This is a genomic window from Campylobacter sp. LR291e, from assembly GCF_008633915.1.
Taxonomy (GTDB): Bacteria; Campylobacterota; Campylobacteria; order Campylobacterales; family Campylobacteraceae; genus Campylobacter_D.
Window position 1 is genome coordinate 1 of the sequence record NZ_VJNV01000002.1, and the last position, 16,608, is coordinate 16,608.

Here is a 16,608-nt window from a genome sequence, read left to right on the forward strand (position 1 = left end):
AAAATGTATTATTAAAGCTTAGAAAAGTTTTTTTAATTTATTTTATGGCTGAGTAAACCTTTGCATTAAAATGTATGCTAGTTGTAGTTTTTTGAGCTTTCATAATAAGAGGTGGGCTTATCTTAACTAGACTTTCAAAATTTTTTAAATTATCTAAAAAATCGTATAAATTTTGTGGTTTATCCATACTTGCATCAATGCTTATATTATTTGTTAAATAAAGTTCGTTTGTATTTTCAAGCTCTTTCATAACTACATTTTGAAAATATTTTTCTAAGAATTCTCTAAAATGCACAGGGTTAAATTTTTGTTCAAATTGCGAAAAGCTATGGGCATTTGCTTCTTTTAAATCATTGATTCTTTCTTGATTAAATTGCAAATTGGCTTGTTCTTCTTGCAAGGTGGCAAGGTGGGAATTTTCTAATATATTTAATTCTTTGAAATTTTTAAGGGTAGGCAGTAATAAAAATAAAATCAAGGCAAAGCACACGGTTATAAAGCTTAAAATACAAATGATTAATTTAAGTGTATTTATATCATCAAGGCTTTTATCGTTTAATAATTCTTTCATTTAATCCTCTTCAAGTATTTGCTTTTTATTAATGCTAACAAAGCGATACCAGCCATTTGTTAGCTTATAATAACTAGTGTAAGTTTCATCAAACACACTTCTTAAAGGCGTTTCTAAAAGCAAGGAAAACATTTCTTTTGTAGGGCTTACTCCACTTAAAGTTAGGGTATTTTGCTCCCAATCAAAGCTATCAAGCTTTATAGAATCAGTTCTTATAACCATATCAAAAAGATTTTTAAGGCTATTTTTCATTATCTCATTATGTTCGTTGTATTTATTAGCTATTAAATTTTGTTCTACTAAAAGCTCGTATAAGCTTTGTGCCTTTTTAATCTCTTCTTTTGTGTGAATGGTTTCTTGTTCTTTATTGTAAATTCCATTGTGTGCAAGTCCTATTCTAATGACATAAAGCATATAAATGGCAAAAATAAAAAGTATACTAAGGCTAAATAAGAAAAACCATATCTTACCAAAAGAGGTTAAAAGTGGTTTATTTTTAGCTTTTGTAAAACTATAAGTCATTTAAGTTCCTTTTGCATAAGCTCTAAAAGCAAATCATAGGTATTTATCTCTTTTACACTTGGACTTACAAAAATTTCACCTTCTAAAAAATCAAGTGCACCTTGCAAAATAGGCTCACTTGCAAAGATTAAAAGCTTATCTATAAAGCTTCCTTGATATCTTTCATCCTTATAAAATTCTTCTAAATTTTTAATGATATTACGGCAAAATTCCATATCGTTACTAAATTGATTAAGCTCGTCAATTTCTATTTTCTCATCGCCAAAATCCACTTTTACATTGGTATCATCTTCATTTAAAACATCATCAAGTTGGTCAAGTTGTGCTAACTTATCATCTAAGGTCTCGTCAAAATTATCCAAATTTAAATCAATATCTTTTTTTTCTTCTTTTTTATCTTCGATTTTTTCATCATCAAGCCCACTTAAATCAATATCATCAAGTATTGTCCCTAAATCACCATCTTCATCAACCATTTCTAAACCGGCCTCATCTTCTATAAAATGGTATTTTCCTATTAAAATTTTTCTATCCTTGCAAATGAGTAAGGACATTATTTTTTTATGTTTAAATACATATAATATTGTTTTTCCCGGGTCAATATCACTTCTTCTAACACAATAATACAAAAGTGCCAAAGGCGAAAAGATAAAGTCAAGCTCTCCACTTTTTTCAAAAAAACTATCAAAATAATCAATATGTTCAGTAGCAGTATAAATAAAGGCATTATTCAAAGGCATAGTTTTAATGCTAATCTTTCCAACGCCAAGTTTTTCAAATTCCTTTTCATCAAGAGTCATTGCTAAGCCTTGTTCTTTGCTATCTAGCAATAAACCAGTATAATGAAAATGAAATCTCTTGCTTAAAAGTTTAAGGTGTTCTAGGAATTTATCTTCTTTATCAAAGCTTTTTTCTTCACTAGTAAGGATATTATTTGAACGAAGTTGTATGGCTTTAATAGTAAATTTTTCATCATCAAGAATAACTGCTACAAAAAGTTGAGGTAAAAATTGTCTAATAAAAGATAACATTTTATTCCTTAAAACTATCAAGTTGATAAATTTTTTTAAATTCTTTTTGTATCAACTGCTTTGCTTGTTCTTTTTCAAGCCCAGAAATATCCAAGGGCTCACTTAAACGATAAACAATCCTACTAAAAGGCTTTGGTAATATCATTTTATCCCAACTTTTAAACTGCCAAAAATTACTTGACTCATAATTTAAAAGCCTTATTTTAACATTTTTTTTAAGTGCAATCAAGACGGCCCCATCTGATATGCTATGAAAAGGACCCCTTGGTCCATCAGGAGTTATTACAAGGTCGTTTTTTTCATCTAAAATTTTAAAAGATTCTTTGATAGCTTGTTTTGCTCCCTTAAAAGTGCTACCCCTAACGCTATTTAAATCATAAAATTTTATAATATTGGCTATCCTTTGTCCATCTTTATGGTGAGAAATCATCACATAAGCCTTTTTATCTTTTATTCTAAAATGCCTAAATGCAAAGGGCATAAGGGCAAGTCGCCCATGCCAAAATAAAATAACACATGGCTTTTCATCTATTTTTTCACCCCTATAACTTTTAATGCAAGTTAAAAAAATTAACCATTGAAAAAATACTATAACTAGCGAAAGCAAGGTTTCTTTAAATGATTTGACCATAAAAAACCATACGCCCTGCTTGATTTATTTTAACTCTTTTTATCTGTCCTAAAAATTCAGTATTTTTATGTACTTGAACTAAAAAATTATTATCCGTTCGTCCTATTATATTTTCATCTTTTATCTCTTCAAAAAGCACTTCAAATTCTTTATTTTTCTTAGTAGCTACTATCTCATCTAAAATTTGAGTATGTCTATTTTGCAAAAAACTTAATCTTTGAGAGGCTATGTTTTCAGGAATTTGATTAGTCATTAAAGCAGCCTTTGTTAGTGGTCTTTTTGAGTACTTAAAAGAAAAAATTTGTTCAAAACGAATCTTTTCTAAAATATCTAGGGTTTTCATAAAATCATCATCATTTTCACCAGGAAAGGCTACTATAATATCTGTTGAAATACTAACTTTTGGGCACATTGAACGAAGTTTTAATGCCCTATCTAAGTACCATTCCCTTGTATAGCCTCTTTTCATGGCCTTTAATATAGAGTTTGAACCACTTTGCAATGGCATGTGCATACTTTTACAAATTTTATCATTTGTACTGAAGGTATGTAAAAATTTATCATCCATGTGTAAGGGGTGAGGGCTTGTAAATCTTATTCTTTTTAATTCTTCAATTTCACTTAAACTATTAAGTAAATCCGAAAAATCCATTTTTTTATGAGTATTTGCAAAGTGTTTTCCGTAATTATTTACATTTTGCCCTAACAAAAAAATTTCTTTAGCACCATTCTTGGTAGCTTTTTGTGCCTCTTTTAAGATTATTTCATAAGGGATTGAAATTTCATCTCCTCTAGTATGAGGAACTATGCAATAAGTGCAGTGTTTATCACAACCTATGGATATATTTATGTAGCTTTTATAAGGACTATTTCTAAAATCAGCAAAGGCAAATTCGCTTTCATCATAATTTATATCAACGCCCAAAAATTTAGGCGTTTTAACTGCCTTTGTAATCTTAGAAATATTTCTTGCCCCAAGTACAAAGTCAACATAAGGGGCTTTTTTAAAAATTTCAGCACCCAAATGCGAGGCCGTACAACCACAAACACCGATTTTTGCGTCCTTTTTTTTCACCTTTTCAAAGCTACCTACCTCTGAAAATAGTTTATGTACCGGCTTTTCTCTAACCGAACAAGTGTTTATAAGTATTAAGTCAGCCTCTTTGATATCTTGGGTTAAGCTATAATTTTCTTTTTGCGTTAACTCAGCTATGATATGTTCGCTATCTCTAACATTCATAGCACAACCTAAGGTTTGAATAAATAGCTTTTTAGAACTCAAAGAATATGTACCTCATACATATAATCATTTGCATCAAGCCCATACTTTACAATTCTATGATATACGCTCAATCCTTTTTTGCTAAAATGTTCGACAAGGGCAATTAATTGCTTATGTGTATTGTCCCTATCAAAATAAAAAAACTTTTGTCCTTCTTTTTCTACTGCTTCTTCAATCTTTTCTAAGCTTATAGTTTTAGGCTTTTCATTGATTAAATTTCTTGCTATTTTTAACTCCATATCATATCCTTGACTTCTTTTAAATTTGTGATTTTAGCAAATTTTACTTTTAATTAAACTTATTAAAGGTATAATTTGAATCTTCTTTTGAAAATTTCCCAAAAAGGTATCAAAATATGGAAAAAACCACAGATATCATCGAGTCTATTGCCAATGAAAAAAATTTAGACTTACAAAGTGTTAAAGAAAAGGTAATAATAGCCTTAATAAACACTGCAAAACGCATTTACGGGCAAGAATATGATTTTTTTGTTGATAAAAAGAATTTAAATTTGTATCAAAAAATCACAATTGTTGCTGATGATGATGAAAGGATTGTAAATAATCCTGAAAGTTTTATCGGTTTAAGTAAGGCTAAAAAAGAAGCTGGTGATGTTGAGATAGGGGACGAGCTTACCTATGAGTGTTCTTTGGAAAATTTAGGAAGAACTGCTGTAAATACCTTGCATAAAGAATTAGAATATCACATTCAAAGGCTTTTAGAACAAACTATTTATGATAAATATAAAAGTCGTATTGGCGAAATGGTTTTTGGCGATGTTATACGCGTTGATAGTGAAGAAAATACCTATATAGAAATTGATGAATTAAGGGCTTATTTACCTCGCAAAAATCGCATAAAGGGTGAAAAATTTAAGGTAGGAGATGTGGTTAAGGCTGTTATTAGATTTGTTTATATTGATAAGGGAATTAAGATAGAATTAAGCCGTACTAGTCCAAAATTTTTAGAAGCACTTTTAGAAGCTGAGGTGCCTGAGATTAAAGATAAAATGGTAAGCATTGTAGCAAGTGCTAGAATTCCAGGAGAAAGGGCAAAAATAGCCCTTTTAGCAAATAGTGCTAGTATTGACCCGGTTGGTGCTGCTGTTGGTGTTAAAGGCGTTAGGATAAATGCAGTTAGCAAAGAACTTCATAATGAAAATATAGATTGTATTGAATTTTCAAATGAAAAAGAAATTTTAATAGCAAGGGCACTAGCCCCTGCCATTGTATCTTCGGTAAAGATTGAAGATAATAAGGCAATAGTTAGCTTAAACACGGAACAAAAAAGCAAGGCCATAGGTAAAAATGGTATAAATATAAGACTAGCATCTATGTTAAGTGGCTATGAAATCGAGCTTGTAGAGATTAAAGCCAATCAAACAAAAAATAACGAAGAGGCCATGAAAAATTTAGAAGCCTTATTTAAGAATGTTTAGAATTTATTTTGCTTAAATTTTTTTCTTATCTTAGGCACATCGATAAGGATAAATTTGATAAGCCCCCATTTGCGTTTGCAAGCTTTTAAAAAGACATCATCAAGCAAATAGGATAAGTGTTTTCTAAGCTTTAAACCTTCTTGATAATCGCTATAATCTTGTAATTTTGGCAAGGTAAGTTTAGGATTTATTTTTATATTTGCTTGATATTTTTTATCTATTTGTTTATGTTGTAAATATATTTTTATGAGTTTAAAAGGTAGGATAAAAATATTATTATGCACCATTGCAAAGCCTAGTTTATAGCTTAACCTACTTTTAATTCTTCGCACAGCCCCATTAAATTTTTTGCCTCATATTTTGCAAGTCTGTCAAGTTGAATTAACATAAATATATTTTCACAATTAAAATATTTATAAGTTGCTATATGTCCATGATAAGGCTTATAAGTTAAATAATAATTATCTACTACAAAAAATTGAGCAGTTTCAAAGGCACCCCAAAAACTTATCAAACCTAAATCAACAAGCTTGAAATTTTTATATAAAATCAAATAATAAGCATATATTAAGTGTTCAAAATCATACCAAGTAAGTTTAGTTAAATTTTCATCGATTTTTGTTAACTTAAAAAAATGTTTTAAATGAGAAGTTTTGTAAATAAATAGGTTATGAAATCACATGTAAAGCCTAAGGTTTATATTTGCGTAGTTTTTATGTTTAATGAAGTATTTTACACAATGTGAGCTTATTTTGTGATTCCATATATTAGTTTTATTACCATATAAAATTTTTTCCTTAAAAAAGTTTTCACACATTTTTAATAAATTTATATTTTTTATAATCAAGCTTTCAGCATCTTTTTAGAAATTGCAACAGCACTTTTATGTTCTATATCAAAGCCAAATATAATGCTAATATATTTTGCATTACAATCAAATTTCTTAAAACTATCTGCTTGTTCATAGCTTGAAAATACAAAGGCTAAATCAGCTTGTTTATCTAAATTATATTTTAAAAATGAGACTATAAATTCGCCATCTTTTTTAAAATATGGGGTGGGTATAGGCATTAAAAAACATATTTTATTCATATTTATCTTTTAATTTTTCATACTCATCAGGGGTTCCACAAAATATAATCTCATCTAAATTTATTTTAAAATATCTTATATCTTTTCCCTTTTCAATGAGTTTATTATACATAGGGGCTATGTAAAATTCATTCTTTGTAGTTTCTTTATCTTTATACATTTGCTTAAAAACACTTAAAAAATCACTAGCCTTTTTAAAATAATAAAGCCCACTACTACAATAATTTGAAATTCTTTCCTTTTCTGTAGTTTTGGCTACTTTATTTGAGCTTTCATCACCTGGTAAAATAAAACTCCAATGTTCCCCACTAGCACAAAAAACTTCTAAATAGCCATCAATTTTTGATAAATTAAAATCAGGCAGGGTAAAATTTGGGCGAAAGGTATCTATATTAAAGATTAAAATTTGACCCTTAATCTTTGCTTTTTTTATGCCAAGGGCTACGGTGTGAGCTTGTCCTTTGGTAGTTTTTTTAAGTTTTACTAAACCATAGTTTAAAAGTCCTAGCTTTTTACATTCTTTTTTTATAAATTTTTCACTCTCATTAATATCTCTATAAATAAATAAAAACCTAGCTATCCCAAAATAAGCCTTAAAGCCTTCAATTACATGTGAAAAAACGCTTTTATCATCTATTAAAAGTTGATATTTTGGTAACTTATAACCAAACTTTAAAAAACGACTACTAAGCCCTGCCATAGGAAAAATAATGGTCATTTATCATCCTTTAAAAAACGCTCATACAATAAAAAGGCATTGGCTAAAAAGGCAAACTGCCTTTCTTTGCTATCACTATGAAGAGGTAACATTGATAAAAATAAATGTATCATAATGGCTAGTATTTCTTCATTTATATTAAATATTTCTTTAAAATTTTCTTGGATATCTTGTAAATCTTCATCAACTTGTATAGAAAAATTAATTTTAAAATTATCAAAACTACACTCATAAAAACCAGCTATTATAAAATCATAAAGCCCTAAAACGCTATGGGCTAGTTTTGCTAAATCGTAGTTTTTATCTCCATAACTTGTGATATTTAAATCAAAATCCATGCCTCTTGGGTCATAGGTTTTTATTAAATTGCTTCTAAAATCATACATTATATTCGAAAAGCAAAAATCTCCATGTATCAAGCTTATATCTTGCTTTGTGTTTAAAAATTTGTTTAATTTATCAATCAAAGTTAAAACACTATCATATTTTTTACCATTTATAATTAAGCTTTCATTTAGATTAAAATTATTATTCTTGGCAAAGGTGTTTAATCTTTGTAAAGTTTTTTCTTTGTAGTTAAAATTAATCTTTTTTTCACTTTTATAAGAATGAAGAGTGTTTAAAAAGGTTTTTAAAGACATAAAAATTTGTTTATAAACAAAGCTCGGTAATTTTCCGAATACAAAAATTTCAGCTAAGGTATTATTATATAAATATTCTAAAAAATACTTATCACCTCCTTTTAAAAAGCGAGGCGTGTATATTAATAATTCCTTTGGTAAATTCTTAAACCACGCACTTTCAGCCCTTATTTTTTCAAGCCATTTTGAACTTTTTTCTAGGTAGTTATTTTCAATGTGTATTGAGTTAAAACTTCTACTAGAACTAATGATTTTTTTAGAATGAAAATAACTAGTAATCAAACCAAAATCAAGCCAGGTATCATTTTGCATAAGTTTAAAGGGATATTGTTTAGAATAAGTTTTTAAGCCCTTTATAAAATTATATTCATTTTTTACTATTTCTTTAACAAGTACCCTTGGAAATTGAACAAAAAATGCCCCACATATTGCTAAATTTTTATCATAATTTTTATCTATAACGCTAAATTCATCATCTAAAAAAGTCCATTCATAATTATCCTTTGGCCGGGCTACTTGAATGGAATTTACAGGACAATCAAGGTTTTGAAAAAAGGTATCACCATGCAAGATAAGTAAATTTTCATTTAAATTATAAAATAAATTTATACAATAAACTATACTTTCTCCAAGACTTAAATTTTCATTTGCAAAGATTAAATTTATATTTAATTCTTTTAATTTTTCTTTATCATAAGGAGAAATTTTAAAATTTGAGGGCAAAGAAAGATAAATAGGCATATTAAATTTGGCTAAAAGCCTTGCTTGATACTCATAAAGCCTTTTATTGCCAAGTGGTAAAAATGAAGGAACGGTTCGTCCAAATTCTAAATTAAAATCAGAAGAAGAATATTTTGCGGAAGTAATTAATATCAATTTTTATCCTTTTTTATATCTAAAAGCTTACAAATTTCATCATAATTTAAATTTTCAAACTCACTAGGTCTTATAGCCTTATCATCCACATAAAAGCCCTCTTCGCCACACCAAGGCTTTCCAACTATTATCTCATCATAAATAATATTATTTTTTTCAAGCCATTCAATGATTAATGGCAGGGTGCTTTCTCTTATCTTTTTAATATTACCATTAAAACTTTTCATATTTCTACTTGTAAAAATGATAATCTTAAAGCCCATTTTTTTATATTCTACAAGCTTATTTGCAAGTTTTAAATTTACTCTTTTATTTTCGTATGAAACCTCTTTTTCATCTATGGTTAGGGTATTGTCTAAATCAATTAATAAATTTTTCATAGTCTTTCTTTATGTTTTTTTAAAATGTTTCTTACTTCAAATAGGAATTTTATATAACCACCCTTAAATTTATTTTTATTTGCCTTTATTAAGGCTTGACCTAATTTATAACTTAAATGTTCTTTACATTTTAAGCTCTCTTCATAGTCTTCATATTTTTCAATGGGTGTTAAATGTTTAAGTTTTGATTTTTTATGTATATCAGCAATATAGCTTAATACATAAGGCATCCTTATAAATCCCATTAAAGAATGAGAATTATCTATTATAGCTTTGCCAAGCTTATAGGAGAGTTGATTTTTAACCCTTAAAACAGCTCCCTTTGTAGTATGTAAATTTGGGTTATAAAACTTTGGGTTATAAAACTTATCAAAAGGAACTTTTGCGTTAAAGGCTAGCTCAAAAAAATCCCAAATATCCTTACGATTTTTAAGATTTTCATTTGCATTTAAAAAATCTTGCAATACTTCTTTGCTAATGTCTGGTTTTTTGATATTTTTTAAACATATGGTCCAATTTGTTGGAAGGGTCGAATATTTAAGGAAAATATCACAAATTGCTATATGCCTATACAAAATAAAATGAATTGAATCAATATTTGGAATTTCTTTGATATAGGCTAAACTTTTTGTTTTTTTAATATCATCATATAAGCTCAATGTTTTTACCATAGTCTTTCTTTGTCCAAAGAAAAAATTATCACCTACCATGCCATTAAAACAGGATGTATAAAGTTCATTTTCTTTTAACCTTAAAAGACTTTGTGTTTTTGGAATTTTTGTCACCACTATATCAGGTCTTAATCTTATAATAAAATTGTATGTTATATTATTTTCTTTTTCATAATTTAAAATTTGATTTAAGCCTTCTTTCCAGCAATAAAGCATTTTGTATATATTTAATTGTGTTTTTACATTTGAGTTTTTATATCCTTTAATTTCTTTTTCAAAAATTTCTTCTTCATTTAATATTAAGATATCTTTTATATTTTGTATTGTTTTAAATATGTTTTTATTTGTTTTTAATGGCATACTTGTAGTATCTAATTTTTTATAAGTATTTGGCATATTGTTAATTAAAAAAGAAGTTTTTTCAATGTCCTTTGGATAAACAAAACCCGTGCATATTCTACCTACCCAACTCATATGAGAATGCCTAGCATGGCAAAGCCCAGGATATTCATAATGCTTATCCCAAGTACAAACAAATGCATCAGCATTTAAGTTATCAATGAAAGTCTTATTAAATTCCTTAAAAATCTCTTCATAATTTCCTCTAATTTGCCCTGATATTAATACAGCTATTTTTAACGGCGAATTTAAGGGTTTTTGTTCTAAATTAGCATAAAGTTTTTGTTTTTGTAAATAAAGTTCGTTTAAACTAGGATAATTTTGCCTTAAATTTTCATATATGATTTTTATAAAAGGAAGTTCTATATCATTTGTATTGTTTTGGGCTATTTCTACGAATAATAAATTAAGTAAGCGAGAAAAATTATGGTCTAAAAATGCTAAGTTTTTTTGATTATAAAAATATAATAAAAGCTTTGTTAAAAAATATTGCTTTGTCAAGGTTTCAAGCTTGGTATTTGCATACATAATAATGATTTTTTTAAAAATCATTTCATCTAAGCATTTTGCCTTTATTAGTTCATTTATTGCAAAATTTAAAACCAAGGTCTTAAGACCCCCCCCATAACATAAATCAAGCTTTAAAAGCTCATTTAATGGGCTAAATTGTTTTGTTAGGGTAAGATAATATATATTTGATTCTATGTTATTTTGCAATTTATCATTTTCAATTTTTTCAAGTGTTGTTAGAAAATTTAATATATTTTTAGCTTCTTCAAAACCTATATATTTTTTGTCAATTAATGCTTGAATGTGTTCTTTGCTAAGCCTTAAAACTAGTTCTTTAAGTTCTATAATTTTGCCTGTATTTGCTAAAAAATTTATATATTCAAGTATTAAATTTTCATCTTTTTGATAGTATTTTTCATATAAATTACAAGTTTTTTCAAAATTCCATTCTTGTTTAGCCATTTTTATAGATTTTCGCATAAATATCCTTTAATTGTGAAAGCTTAATTATAATTGTAAAATCTTTAATCTATTTTAAAAAATTTCCGTTTTTTTAAATTTATGCCCTTATATCCCAGAAAAAATCTATCCATTCCTTTGTTTTTTTGACCTTAAAATCAGGCTTAATGATAGCTGCTTTTTTGTAAAAAATAGTGGCTATTTTAAATTCTATTAAGGGGTATTTTTCTTTTAATATATTATTAATTGCTACTAAACTTTCTCCACTATCTACTATATCATCGATTACTAAAACCCTTTCAAAGCCACTTAAATCAGGGATATTAAAGATTTTTATATTATCTAGTTTATTTGTATCATCATAGTGGATTGAATTTATGCAAAATAAAGAGCGGTTATTTAAAATAACAGCTAAGGAATGTGCTAAACTCATACCCCCTCTTGCAACAGCTACCAAGGCTTGAGGATTAAATTTTTTAATATCCTTTGCAAGTGTTTTAACATCCTTTTTAAATTCATTAAAGCTATAAAATTTCATATTTTTCCTAATTAAAAAATTGTAAGATAAAAACTGCTAGACAAATCAAGCTAATGATTAAAATACCAGCATTTAAGTCTTTAAATTCTCTTTTTAAAATTTTCATTATCAAATAGCCCATAAAACCAAAGGCAAAACCTGTAGTAATTGAGTAAGTTAAAGGCATCATAATTATAGTAAAAAAGGCAGATACGCTAATACTTGAATCCTTAAAATTTATGTGTTTAACTTCATCAAACATTAAAATTCCAACCACTACTAAAACAGGATAAATAGCATTTGCAGGAATAGCCTTAAAAAGAGGCAAGAAAAAAAGGCTTAATAAAAAGCAAAATCCAACTACAAATATGCTTAAACCAGTCCTAGCCCCACTTTCAACCCCCGTTGAACTTTCTATAAAAGCAGTCACCGTTGAGGTCCCCATTAATGCTCCACAAGTTGAAGCTGTTGCGTCGCTTAAAAGTGTTTTTGAAAGCTTTTTTTCGCCATTTTTACTTTCAAAAATTCCACCCCTTGCCCCAACGCTTGTAATAGTGCCTATACTATCAAAAAGCTGGGTTATAAAAAAGGTTAAAATGATAGGCAAAAAGGCTAAATTTAAAACTGATTTTATATCAAGGGCTAGAAAAATTTCACCAAGCCCACCATTTTTACTAAAATTTGGCAAGGAAAAAATTTCACTAGGCAAGCTAGCATTATTTATATTAAAGACCCAAGCTATAATAGAAGCACTAAAAATAGCTATTATAAAAGCACCCTTTAAATTTAAACTTCTAAAAAAAAGTATTAAAATAAGGCTAAAAATGCCAAATAAAACCCCGCTATCTTTAAAATCTCCAAGCCCTACTAAAACTGCATCATTTTTTACCACAATACCCATTTGTTGCAGTCCTAAAAAGGCTATAAAGGTACCAATCCCAGCACAAATTGCATATCTTAAATCAATAGGAATACTTTTAATAATCCAAAGTCTAAATTTAGTTAAAGCTAAAAGTAAAAAGATAAAACCAGAAACAAATACAGCTCCCAACGCACTTTGCCAAGGTACATTTAAGGCTAAGCACACAGAAAAGGCAAAATAAGCATTCATACCCATTCCAACACTCATAGCAATAGGGGTATTTGCGTAAAAGGCGTTAAAGATACAAGCAAGGGCAGTTATTAAAGCAGTAGCACATATTAATGCATCAAAGGGCATTCCTGCACTACTCATAATATTTGCATTAACAGGGATTATATAAAGCATGGTTAAAAAAGTGGTAATACCGGCGATAATTTCAGTTTTTACATCGCTTTGATTTTCTTTTAACTTGAAAAAATCCATTTATCAATAAACCTTCAACTCGTTATAAAGGCTATCTCTTTCAACAGGGATTAAATTTGAAGTTTTAATAAGTTCTAAAAATAGGTCTAAACTAGCCCCATTAGCACTCTTTGCTCCACCTGCACTTTGAATGCTTTCTTTTTCTATAGTGCCATCTAGGTCATTTGCTCCAAATTCTTGTGCTACCATAGCCAAATTTAAGCCCATAGTAGCCCAGTAAGCCTTGATATTTTTTATATTATCAAGCACTAGTCTAGAAATTGCTATAGTTTTTAGAATTTCTTCGCTATCCATAATTTTATTTGCCTTTAAAAAATTGTTATTACTTTGCCAAACAAGAGGTATAAAGGCATTAAAACCATTTGTTTTATCTTGCAATTTTCTAAGTCTTAATAAATGGTCGCTTCTGTGTTTTTTTTCTTCAATGTGTCCAAAAAGCATAGTAGAATTACTTTTTTTATTTTTATTATGCCAAAGTTCGTGTATTTTAAGCCAGTTATCGCTACTTACCTTACCATGACAAATTTTTTTACGAATTTCTTCATCAAAAATTTCAGCACCCCCACCAGGCATTGAATCAACACCATATTCTAGCATTTTGTCAATAACTTCTTCATAAGACATATCAAAGCGACGTTTTAAAAAATCAATCTCAGCGGCAGTCATTGCTTTAATGTGTAAATTTGGATACTTTTCTTTAATCATTTTAAAAATTTCTAAATACCATTGCCAAGAACTATCTTTGTTGTGTGCTGAAACTATATGAATTTCTTTTGTACCTCTTTTAACCGTTTCATCAACTATACTCATAATCTCTCCATAATCCATTTTATAAGGATTTGGATTTTTACGATGTGCTGAAAAAGCACAGAATTTACAAGTATCAGCACAAATATTTGTAGGATTTATGTGGCGATTTATATTAAAATAAACCTTTTTTCCGTGTAAGGCCTTTCTTTTTTCGTGGGCAAATTTAGCTAGTTCAAAAAGGTCTAAGTCCCAAAGTTTATTTACATCCTCATCTTTGATTCTCTCGCCTTTTTCAAGGGTATTTAGTAAGCTTTTCATGTATTTTTCCGTGTTAAAATGTGAAGATTTATTATAAGCTTTCTTATATAAAAAAAAGTTTATAAAAAAGTCAATTTCAAAGATAAATTCGCTAAAATAAATTTTTAAATTTTATAAAGGTTATGTTTTGATTGAAAGTATTGAAAAGTTAAAAATGGAGCTTAAACTTTATAAAGCCCAGTATTTTAAGCATTTTTTAAAACAAGGTTCTTTTGCCTTGCATCATTGTAAAGAAATGGATAATTTTATAAAAAAAGCCCTTGATATAGTGCTAATAAACTGCTTTGAAAGCTTTTTACCACCAAATGATAAAATCCCTCTTTGCATAATAGCAAATAAACAATATGCTAAATTTAGCCTTTGTGCAAATGAGGTTTTGCCATTGCTTTTCATATACAAGGATGTTGAGGCCTATCATATAAAATCAATCATTAAGGCCTTAATAGTGGTTTTAAATGATATACATTTACAAATTGATTATGTCATAATAGAACTTGATGGCTTAAAAAATATAGCTAAAAATGAACTTAAACAAAATATCATTCAAACACGTTTTATATGCGGTTGTAAGCCTTTATTTAAGGATATTAAAGAATGTTTTGAAAATGCCTTAAAAGAAGAAAAAGAACATTTTGCAAGTGAGTTGTTAAATAAGCTTAGTTTAGATGCCCTGCCTTTTTTAAAGCAAGAATTTGATATAAAAAAGGATTTTGGTGGCTTAAATACTCAAAGAAATTTGGATGATTTATTAACCTTATTTAAAAATTCGCCAAAAAATTATGCCTTAAATTTCATAGATGAAAAGGATTTAAGTGAGCTTCGTTTGGCAAGTGATTTTTTAATGTCTTTAAAATCGGCTATGAATTTACAAGCAAATAAAGATGAAAATATTTTTTTATTAAATAATATACAAGAAATAGCCCAGCTAATGTATAAAAAGGATAAAAAGAATTTAAAGGCAAGTGAAATTTTAGTACAAAAGGCCTTGCAAAGTATGCACACGGTGGCACTTTATTCTGCTTTTTTGGCCTTTAAAATACAAAATAATAATTTAAATAGTGATTATAAAAGTTTTATTGATGCCTTAAATTATTTAGTCTTGCTTGAAGATAAAGAACAAAGCTTTGATATAAATTTTGTATTTAATCTTAAAAATTTAGTTTTTCATAAAAAAGATATGCAAAAGGCTATGTCAATGTTTAAACAAATTTTATATAAAAAACATAGTTTTGATATAGTTAAATTACTACTTGATACGGGTTTTTTAAAAGAACTTTTTAAGCCCTTTATGAATGCAAGATTTTTAATAGATGAAGAAGAAGAATATAGCTTTGATATACAGGCTTTGCTTACTTTACAAGCCTTTGAACAAAGCGATGAGGGAATTTTTATCTCTTTAAAAGATGAAGAAAAATTTATTATAAAACTTGTTATTTTAATGAGTGCAATTAGTTATGAAAATGAAGTTTCTCTAGCCAGTATTTTTAGAAATTATGTAATGAAATTTAATGTAAAAAGTGAGAATTTAGAACTTGGTTTAAAGCTTTTAAAAAATTATAATGCCCTTAAAAATATGGTAGAAAAAGAAGATATTTTTAATCCTTTGATAATTTGTAATCTACTTTCAAGACTTGAAAATCAAAAAAGTTTAGAACTTTTAAATTCACTCACAAAGCTTAAAGCAAGGGTTTTAAATAAGCATATCTTTTTTTTTAAGGGCTTAACAAGATTGTTTGAAAACGCTAAACAAGGCTTTGAGGATGAAAATTTACTAGATGAAACTACAAGGCGAGTCAAAAAAGAATTAACACTAAAAAGAACGAAATTCTTTCTTGATGCAGGTGAGTATTTGCAAGATAAAATTTTACATATAAAATCAAATTTATTTATCATTAAAAATAGCTTTGAAGACATAGTAAATATAGCAAAAATAGCCAAAGAAAATGAGTTAAAATTTTGGTTTAGTAATGAACTTAACTTAAATTTGCAAGTTGTTGCAAGTAAGGGTTTTAATTTTGAAGTAATCTTACTTGCCTTATCAAATTTAAATCTTATTTTTATGAATTTCTTTGAGTTATATGATGATAAAATTTATCTAAAATTTGAGTATGATGATGTCATCAGCATAGAACAAAGAAATAAATTAGCACAGCTTTTAAATTCAAATTTAGCAAATTTTCATAAAAGAAAAATTAAAAAACCATTGATTAAAAAAGATGAATTAAAATTTGACTTAAATTATTCAAAAATTTATGCAAAATTAAATTTAAATGCTAAGGACCAGCAGGGTTTAGTGGCGTTTTTAATGAGTAATTTTAATAAATTTAATTTAATTCTTTGTGCGGCAAAGATACAAACTATACGACAAAGGACTAGAAATACCTTTATTTTTCAAAAAAATGAGGCCTTGCTAAATAATGCAAATGAGCTAATAAATTCTTTAATAAGTGAGTGAAA

At 27.7% G+C, this 16,608-nt stretch carries 18 protein-coding genes; 2 read left to right on the forward strand and 16 right to left on the reverse strand.

The window, feature by feature from the left end:
- Positions 1–37: 37 nt before the first annotated feature.
- The 6 genes from FMM58_RS00655 to FMM58_RS00680 are packed head-to-tail and all read right to left on the reverse strand — an operon-like array spanning position 38 to position 4,276.
- Positions 38–571, reverse strand: a complete 534-nt coding sequence (locus tag FMM58_RS00655) for a hypothetical protein (protein WP_150180275.1) — start codon at positions 569–571, stop codon at positions 38–40.
- Positions 572–1,093, reverse strand: a complete 522-nt coding sequence (locus FMM58_RS00660; protein WP_150180276.1) for a hypothetical protein — start codon at positions 1,091–1,093, stop codon at positions 572–574.
- Entirely contained in the window at positions 1,090–2,124 is a 1,035-nt protein-coding gene (locus FMM58_RS00665; protein ID WP_150180277.1) for a clan AA aspartic protease, read from the reverse strand. Before FMM58_RS00665 ends, FMM58_RS00660 begins: the two co-directional genes overlap by 4 nt.
- A gap of 1 nt (position 2,125) precedes the next feature.
- Positions 2,126–2,755, reverse strand: coding sequence for a lysophospholipid acyltransferase family protein (locus tag FMM58_RS00670; protein WP_150141780.1), 630 nt, complete (start codon positions 2,753–2,755; stop codon positions 2,126–2,128).
- The gene (gene miaB, locus FMM58_RS00675) at positions 2,739–4,037 is read right to left on the reverse strand and encodes a tRNA (N6-isopentenyl adenosine(37)-C2)-methylthiotransferase MiaB (protein WP_150141779.1); all 1,299 of its coding nucleotides are present in this window, start codon (positions 4,035–4,037) and stop codon (positions 2,739–2,741) included. Before miaB ends, FMM58_RS00670 begins: the two co-directional genes overlap by 17 nt.
- Positions 4,034–4,276, reverse strand: coding sequence for an HP0268 family nuclease (locus FMM58_RS00680; RefSeq protein ID WP_150141778.1), 243 nt, complete (start codon positions 4,274–4,276; stop codon positions 4,034–4,036). Before FMM58_RS00680 ends, miaB begins: the two co-directional genes overlap by 4 nt.
- A 116-nt stretch (positions 4,277–4,392) precedes the next feature.
- Between FMM58_RS00680 and nusA the strand changes: the two genes are divergently transcribed.
- On the forward strand, positions 4,393–5,475 hold the full coding sequence (nusA, locus tag FMM58_RS00685; RefSeq protein ID WP_150141777.1) for a transcription termination factor NusA: 1,083 nt from the start codon (positions 4,393–4,395) through the stop codon (positions 5,473–5,475).
- On the opposite strand, the gene FMM58_RS00690 is transcribed toward nusA, so the two are convergent.
- From FMM58_RS00690 to mqnE, 10 genes are all read right to left on the reverse strand, one after another.
- Positions 5,472–5,762 carry an alpha-2,3-sialyltransferase gene (locus tag FMM58_RS00690; protein WP_150180278.1) on the reverse strand — a complete coding sequence of 97 codons (291 nt, stop codon included), beginning with the start codon at positions 5,760–5,762 and terminating at the stop codon, positions 5,472–5,474. The two genes, nusA and FMM58_RS00690, sit on opposite strands and share 4 nt — an antisense overlap.
- A 20-nt stretch (positions 5,763–5,782) precedes the next feature.
- On the reverse strand, positions 5,783–6,028 hold the full coding sequence (locus tag FMM58_RS00695; RefSeq protein WP_150141775.1) for a hypothetical protein: 246 nt from the start codon (positions 6,026–6,028) through the stop codon (positions 5,783–5,785).
- A gap of 290 nt (positions 6,029–6,318) precedes the next feature.
- Positions 6,319–6,567, reverse strand: a complete 249-nt coding sequence (locus FMM58_RS00700; RefSeq protein ID WP_150141774.1) for a hypothetical protein — start codon at positions 6,565–6,567, stop codon at positions 6,319–6,321.
- A complete protein-coding gene (locus FMM58_RS00705; RefSeq protein WP_150141773.1) occupies positions 6,560–7,285 on the reverse strand; it encodes a glycosyltransferase family 2 protein in 726 nt (241 codons plus the stop codon). Before FMM58_RS00705 ends, FMM58_RS00700 begins: the two co-directional genes overlap by 8 nt.
- Positions 7,282–8,802, reverse strand: a complete 1,521-nt coding sequence (locus FMM58_RS00710; protein WP_150180279.1) for a capsular biosynthesis protein — start codon at positions 8,800–8,802, stop codon at positions 7,282–7,284. Before FMM58_RS00710 ends, FMM58_RS00705 begins: the two co-directional genes overlap by 4 nt.
- A complete protein-coding gene (locus tag FMM58_RS00715) occupies positions 8,799–9,182 on the reverse strand; it encodes an HAD-IIIC family phosphatase (RefSeq protein ID WP_150141771.1) in 384 nt (127 codons plus the stop codon). Before FMM58_RS00715 ends, FMM58_RS00710 begins: the two co-directional genes overlap by 4 nt.
- Positions 9,179–11,242, reverse strand: a complete 2,064-nt coding sequence (locus FMM58_RS00720; protein WP_150180280.1) for a hypothetical protein — start codon at positions 11,240–11,242, stop codon at positions 9,179–9,181. The genes FMM58_RS00715 and FMM58_RS00720 overlap by 4 nt, the downstream gene beginning before the upstream one ends.
- Before the next feature lie 79 nt (positions 11,243–11,321).
- Positions 11,322–11,759 (reverse strand): phosphoribosyltransferase, encoded by a 438-nt coding sequence (locus tag FMM58_RS00725; protein WP_150141768.1) that lies wholly within the window; start codon positions 11,757–11,759, stop codon positions 11,322–11,324.
- 7 nt (positions 11,760–11,766) lie between these two features.
- Positions 11,767–13,083 (reverse strand): NCS2 family permease, encoded by a 1,317-nt coding sequence (locus FMM58_RS00730; RefSeq protein ID WP_150150965.1) that lies wholly within the window; start codon positions 13,081–13,083, stop codon positions 11,767–11,769.
- 3 nt (positions 13,084–13,086) lie between these two features.
- Positions 13,087–14,151 carry an aminofutalosine synthase MqnE gene (mqnE, locus tag FMM58_RS00735; protein WP_150141766.1) on the reverse strand — a complete coding sequence of 355 codons (1,065 nt, stop codon included), beginning with the start codon at positions 14,149–14,151 and terminating at the stop codon, positions 13,087–13,089.
- A gap of 154 nt (positions 14,152–14,305) precedes the next feature.
- Between mqnE and FMM58_RS00740 the strand changes: the two genes are divergently transcribed.
- The gene (locus FMM58_RS00740) at positions 14,306–16,606 is read left to right on the forward strand and encodes a nucleotidyltransferase (RefSeq protein WP_223810289.1); all 2,301 of its coding nucleotides are present in this window, start codon (positions 14,306–14,308) and stop codon (positions 16,604–16,606) included.
- Positions 16,607–16,608 lie beyond the last annotated feature (2 nt).

What these genes read in the sequence shown, in the direction of transcription:
- FMM58_RS00655 (WP_150180275.1), bottom strand. Translation starts at nt 571, where the DNA reads ATGAAAGAATTATTAAACGATAAAAGCCTTGATGATATAAATACACTT.
- FMM58_RS00660 (WP_150180276.1), bottom strand. Translation starts at nt 1,093, where the DNA reads ATGACTTATAGTTTTACAAAAGCTAAAAATAAACCACTTTTAACCTCT.
- FMM58_RS00665 (WP_150180277.1), bottom strand. Translation starts at nt 2,124, where the DNA reads ATGTTATCTTTTATTAGACAATTTTTACCTCAACTTTTTGTAGCAGTT.
- FMM58_RS00670 (WP_150141780.1), bottom strand. Translation starts at nt 2,755, where the DNA reads ATGGTCAAATCATTTAAAGAAACCTTGCTTTCGCTAGTTATAGTATTT.
- FMM58_RS00680 (WP_150141778.1), bottom strand. Translation starts at nt 4,276, where the DNA reads ATGGAGTTAAAAATAGCAAGAAATTTAATCAATGAAAAGCCTAAAACT.
- nusA (WP_150141777.1), top strand. Translation starts at nt 4,393, where the DNA reads ATGGAAAAAACCACAGATATCATCGAGTCTATTGCCAATGAAAAAAAT.
- FMM58_RS00690 (WP_150180278.1), bottom strand. Translation starts at nt 5,762, where the DNA reads ATGGTGCATAATAATATTTTTATCCTACCTTTTAAACTCATAAAAATA.
- FMM58_RS00700 (WP_150141774.1), bottom strand. Translation starts at nt 6,567, where the DNA reads ATGAATAAAATATGTTTTTTAATGCCTATACCCACCCCATATTTTAAA.
- FMM58_RS00705 (WP_150141773.1), bottom strand. Translation starts at nt 7,285, where the DNA reads ATGACCATTATTTTTCCTATGGCAGGGCTTAGTAGTCGTTTTTTAAAG.
- FMM58_RS00715 (WP_150141771.1), bottom strand. Translation starts at nt 9,182, where the DNA reads ATGAAAAATTTATTAATTGATTTAGACAATACCCTAACCATAGATGAA.
- FMM58_RS00720 (WP_150180280.1), bottom strand. Translation starts at nt 11,242, where the DNA reads ATGCGAAAATCTATAAAAATGGCTAAACAAGAATGGAATTTTGAAAAA.
- FMM58_RS00725 (WP_150141768.1), bottom strand. Translation starts at nt 11,759, where the DNA reads ATGAAATTTTATAGCTTTAATGAATTTAAAAAGGATGTTAAAACACTT.
- FMM58_RS00730 (WP_150150965.1), bottom strand. Translation starts at nt 13,083, where the DNA reads ATGGATTTTTTCAAGTTAAAAGAAAATCAAAGCGATGTAAAAACTGAA.
- mqnE (WP_150141766.1), bottom strand. Translation starts at nt 14,151, where the DNA reads ATGAAAAGCTTACTAAATACCCTTGAAAAAGGCGAGAGAATCAAAGAT.
- FMM58_RS00740 (WP_223810289.1), top strand. Translation starts at nt 14,306, where the DNA reads ATGGAGCTTAAACTTTATAAAGCCCAGTATTTTAAGCATTTTTTAAAA.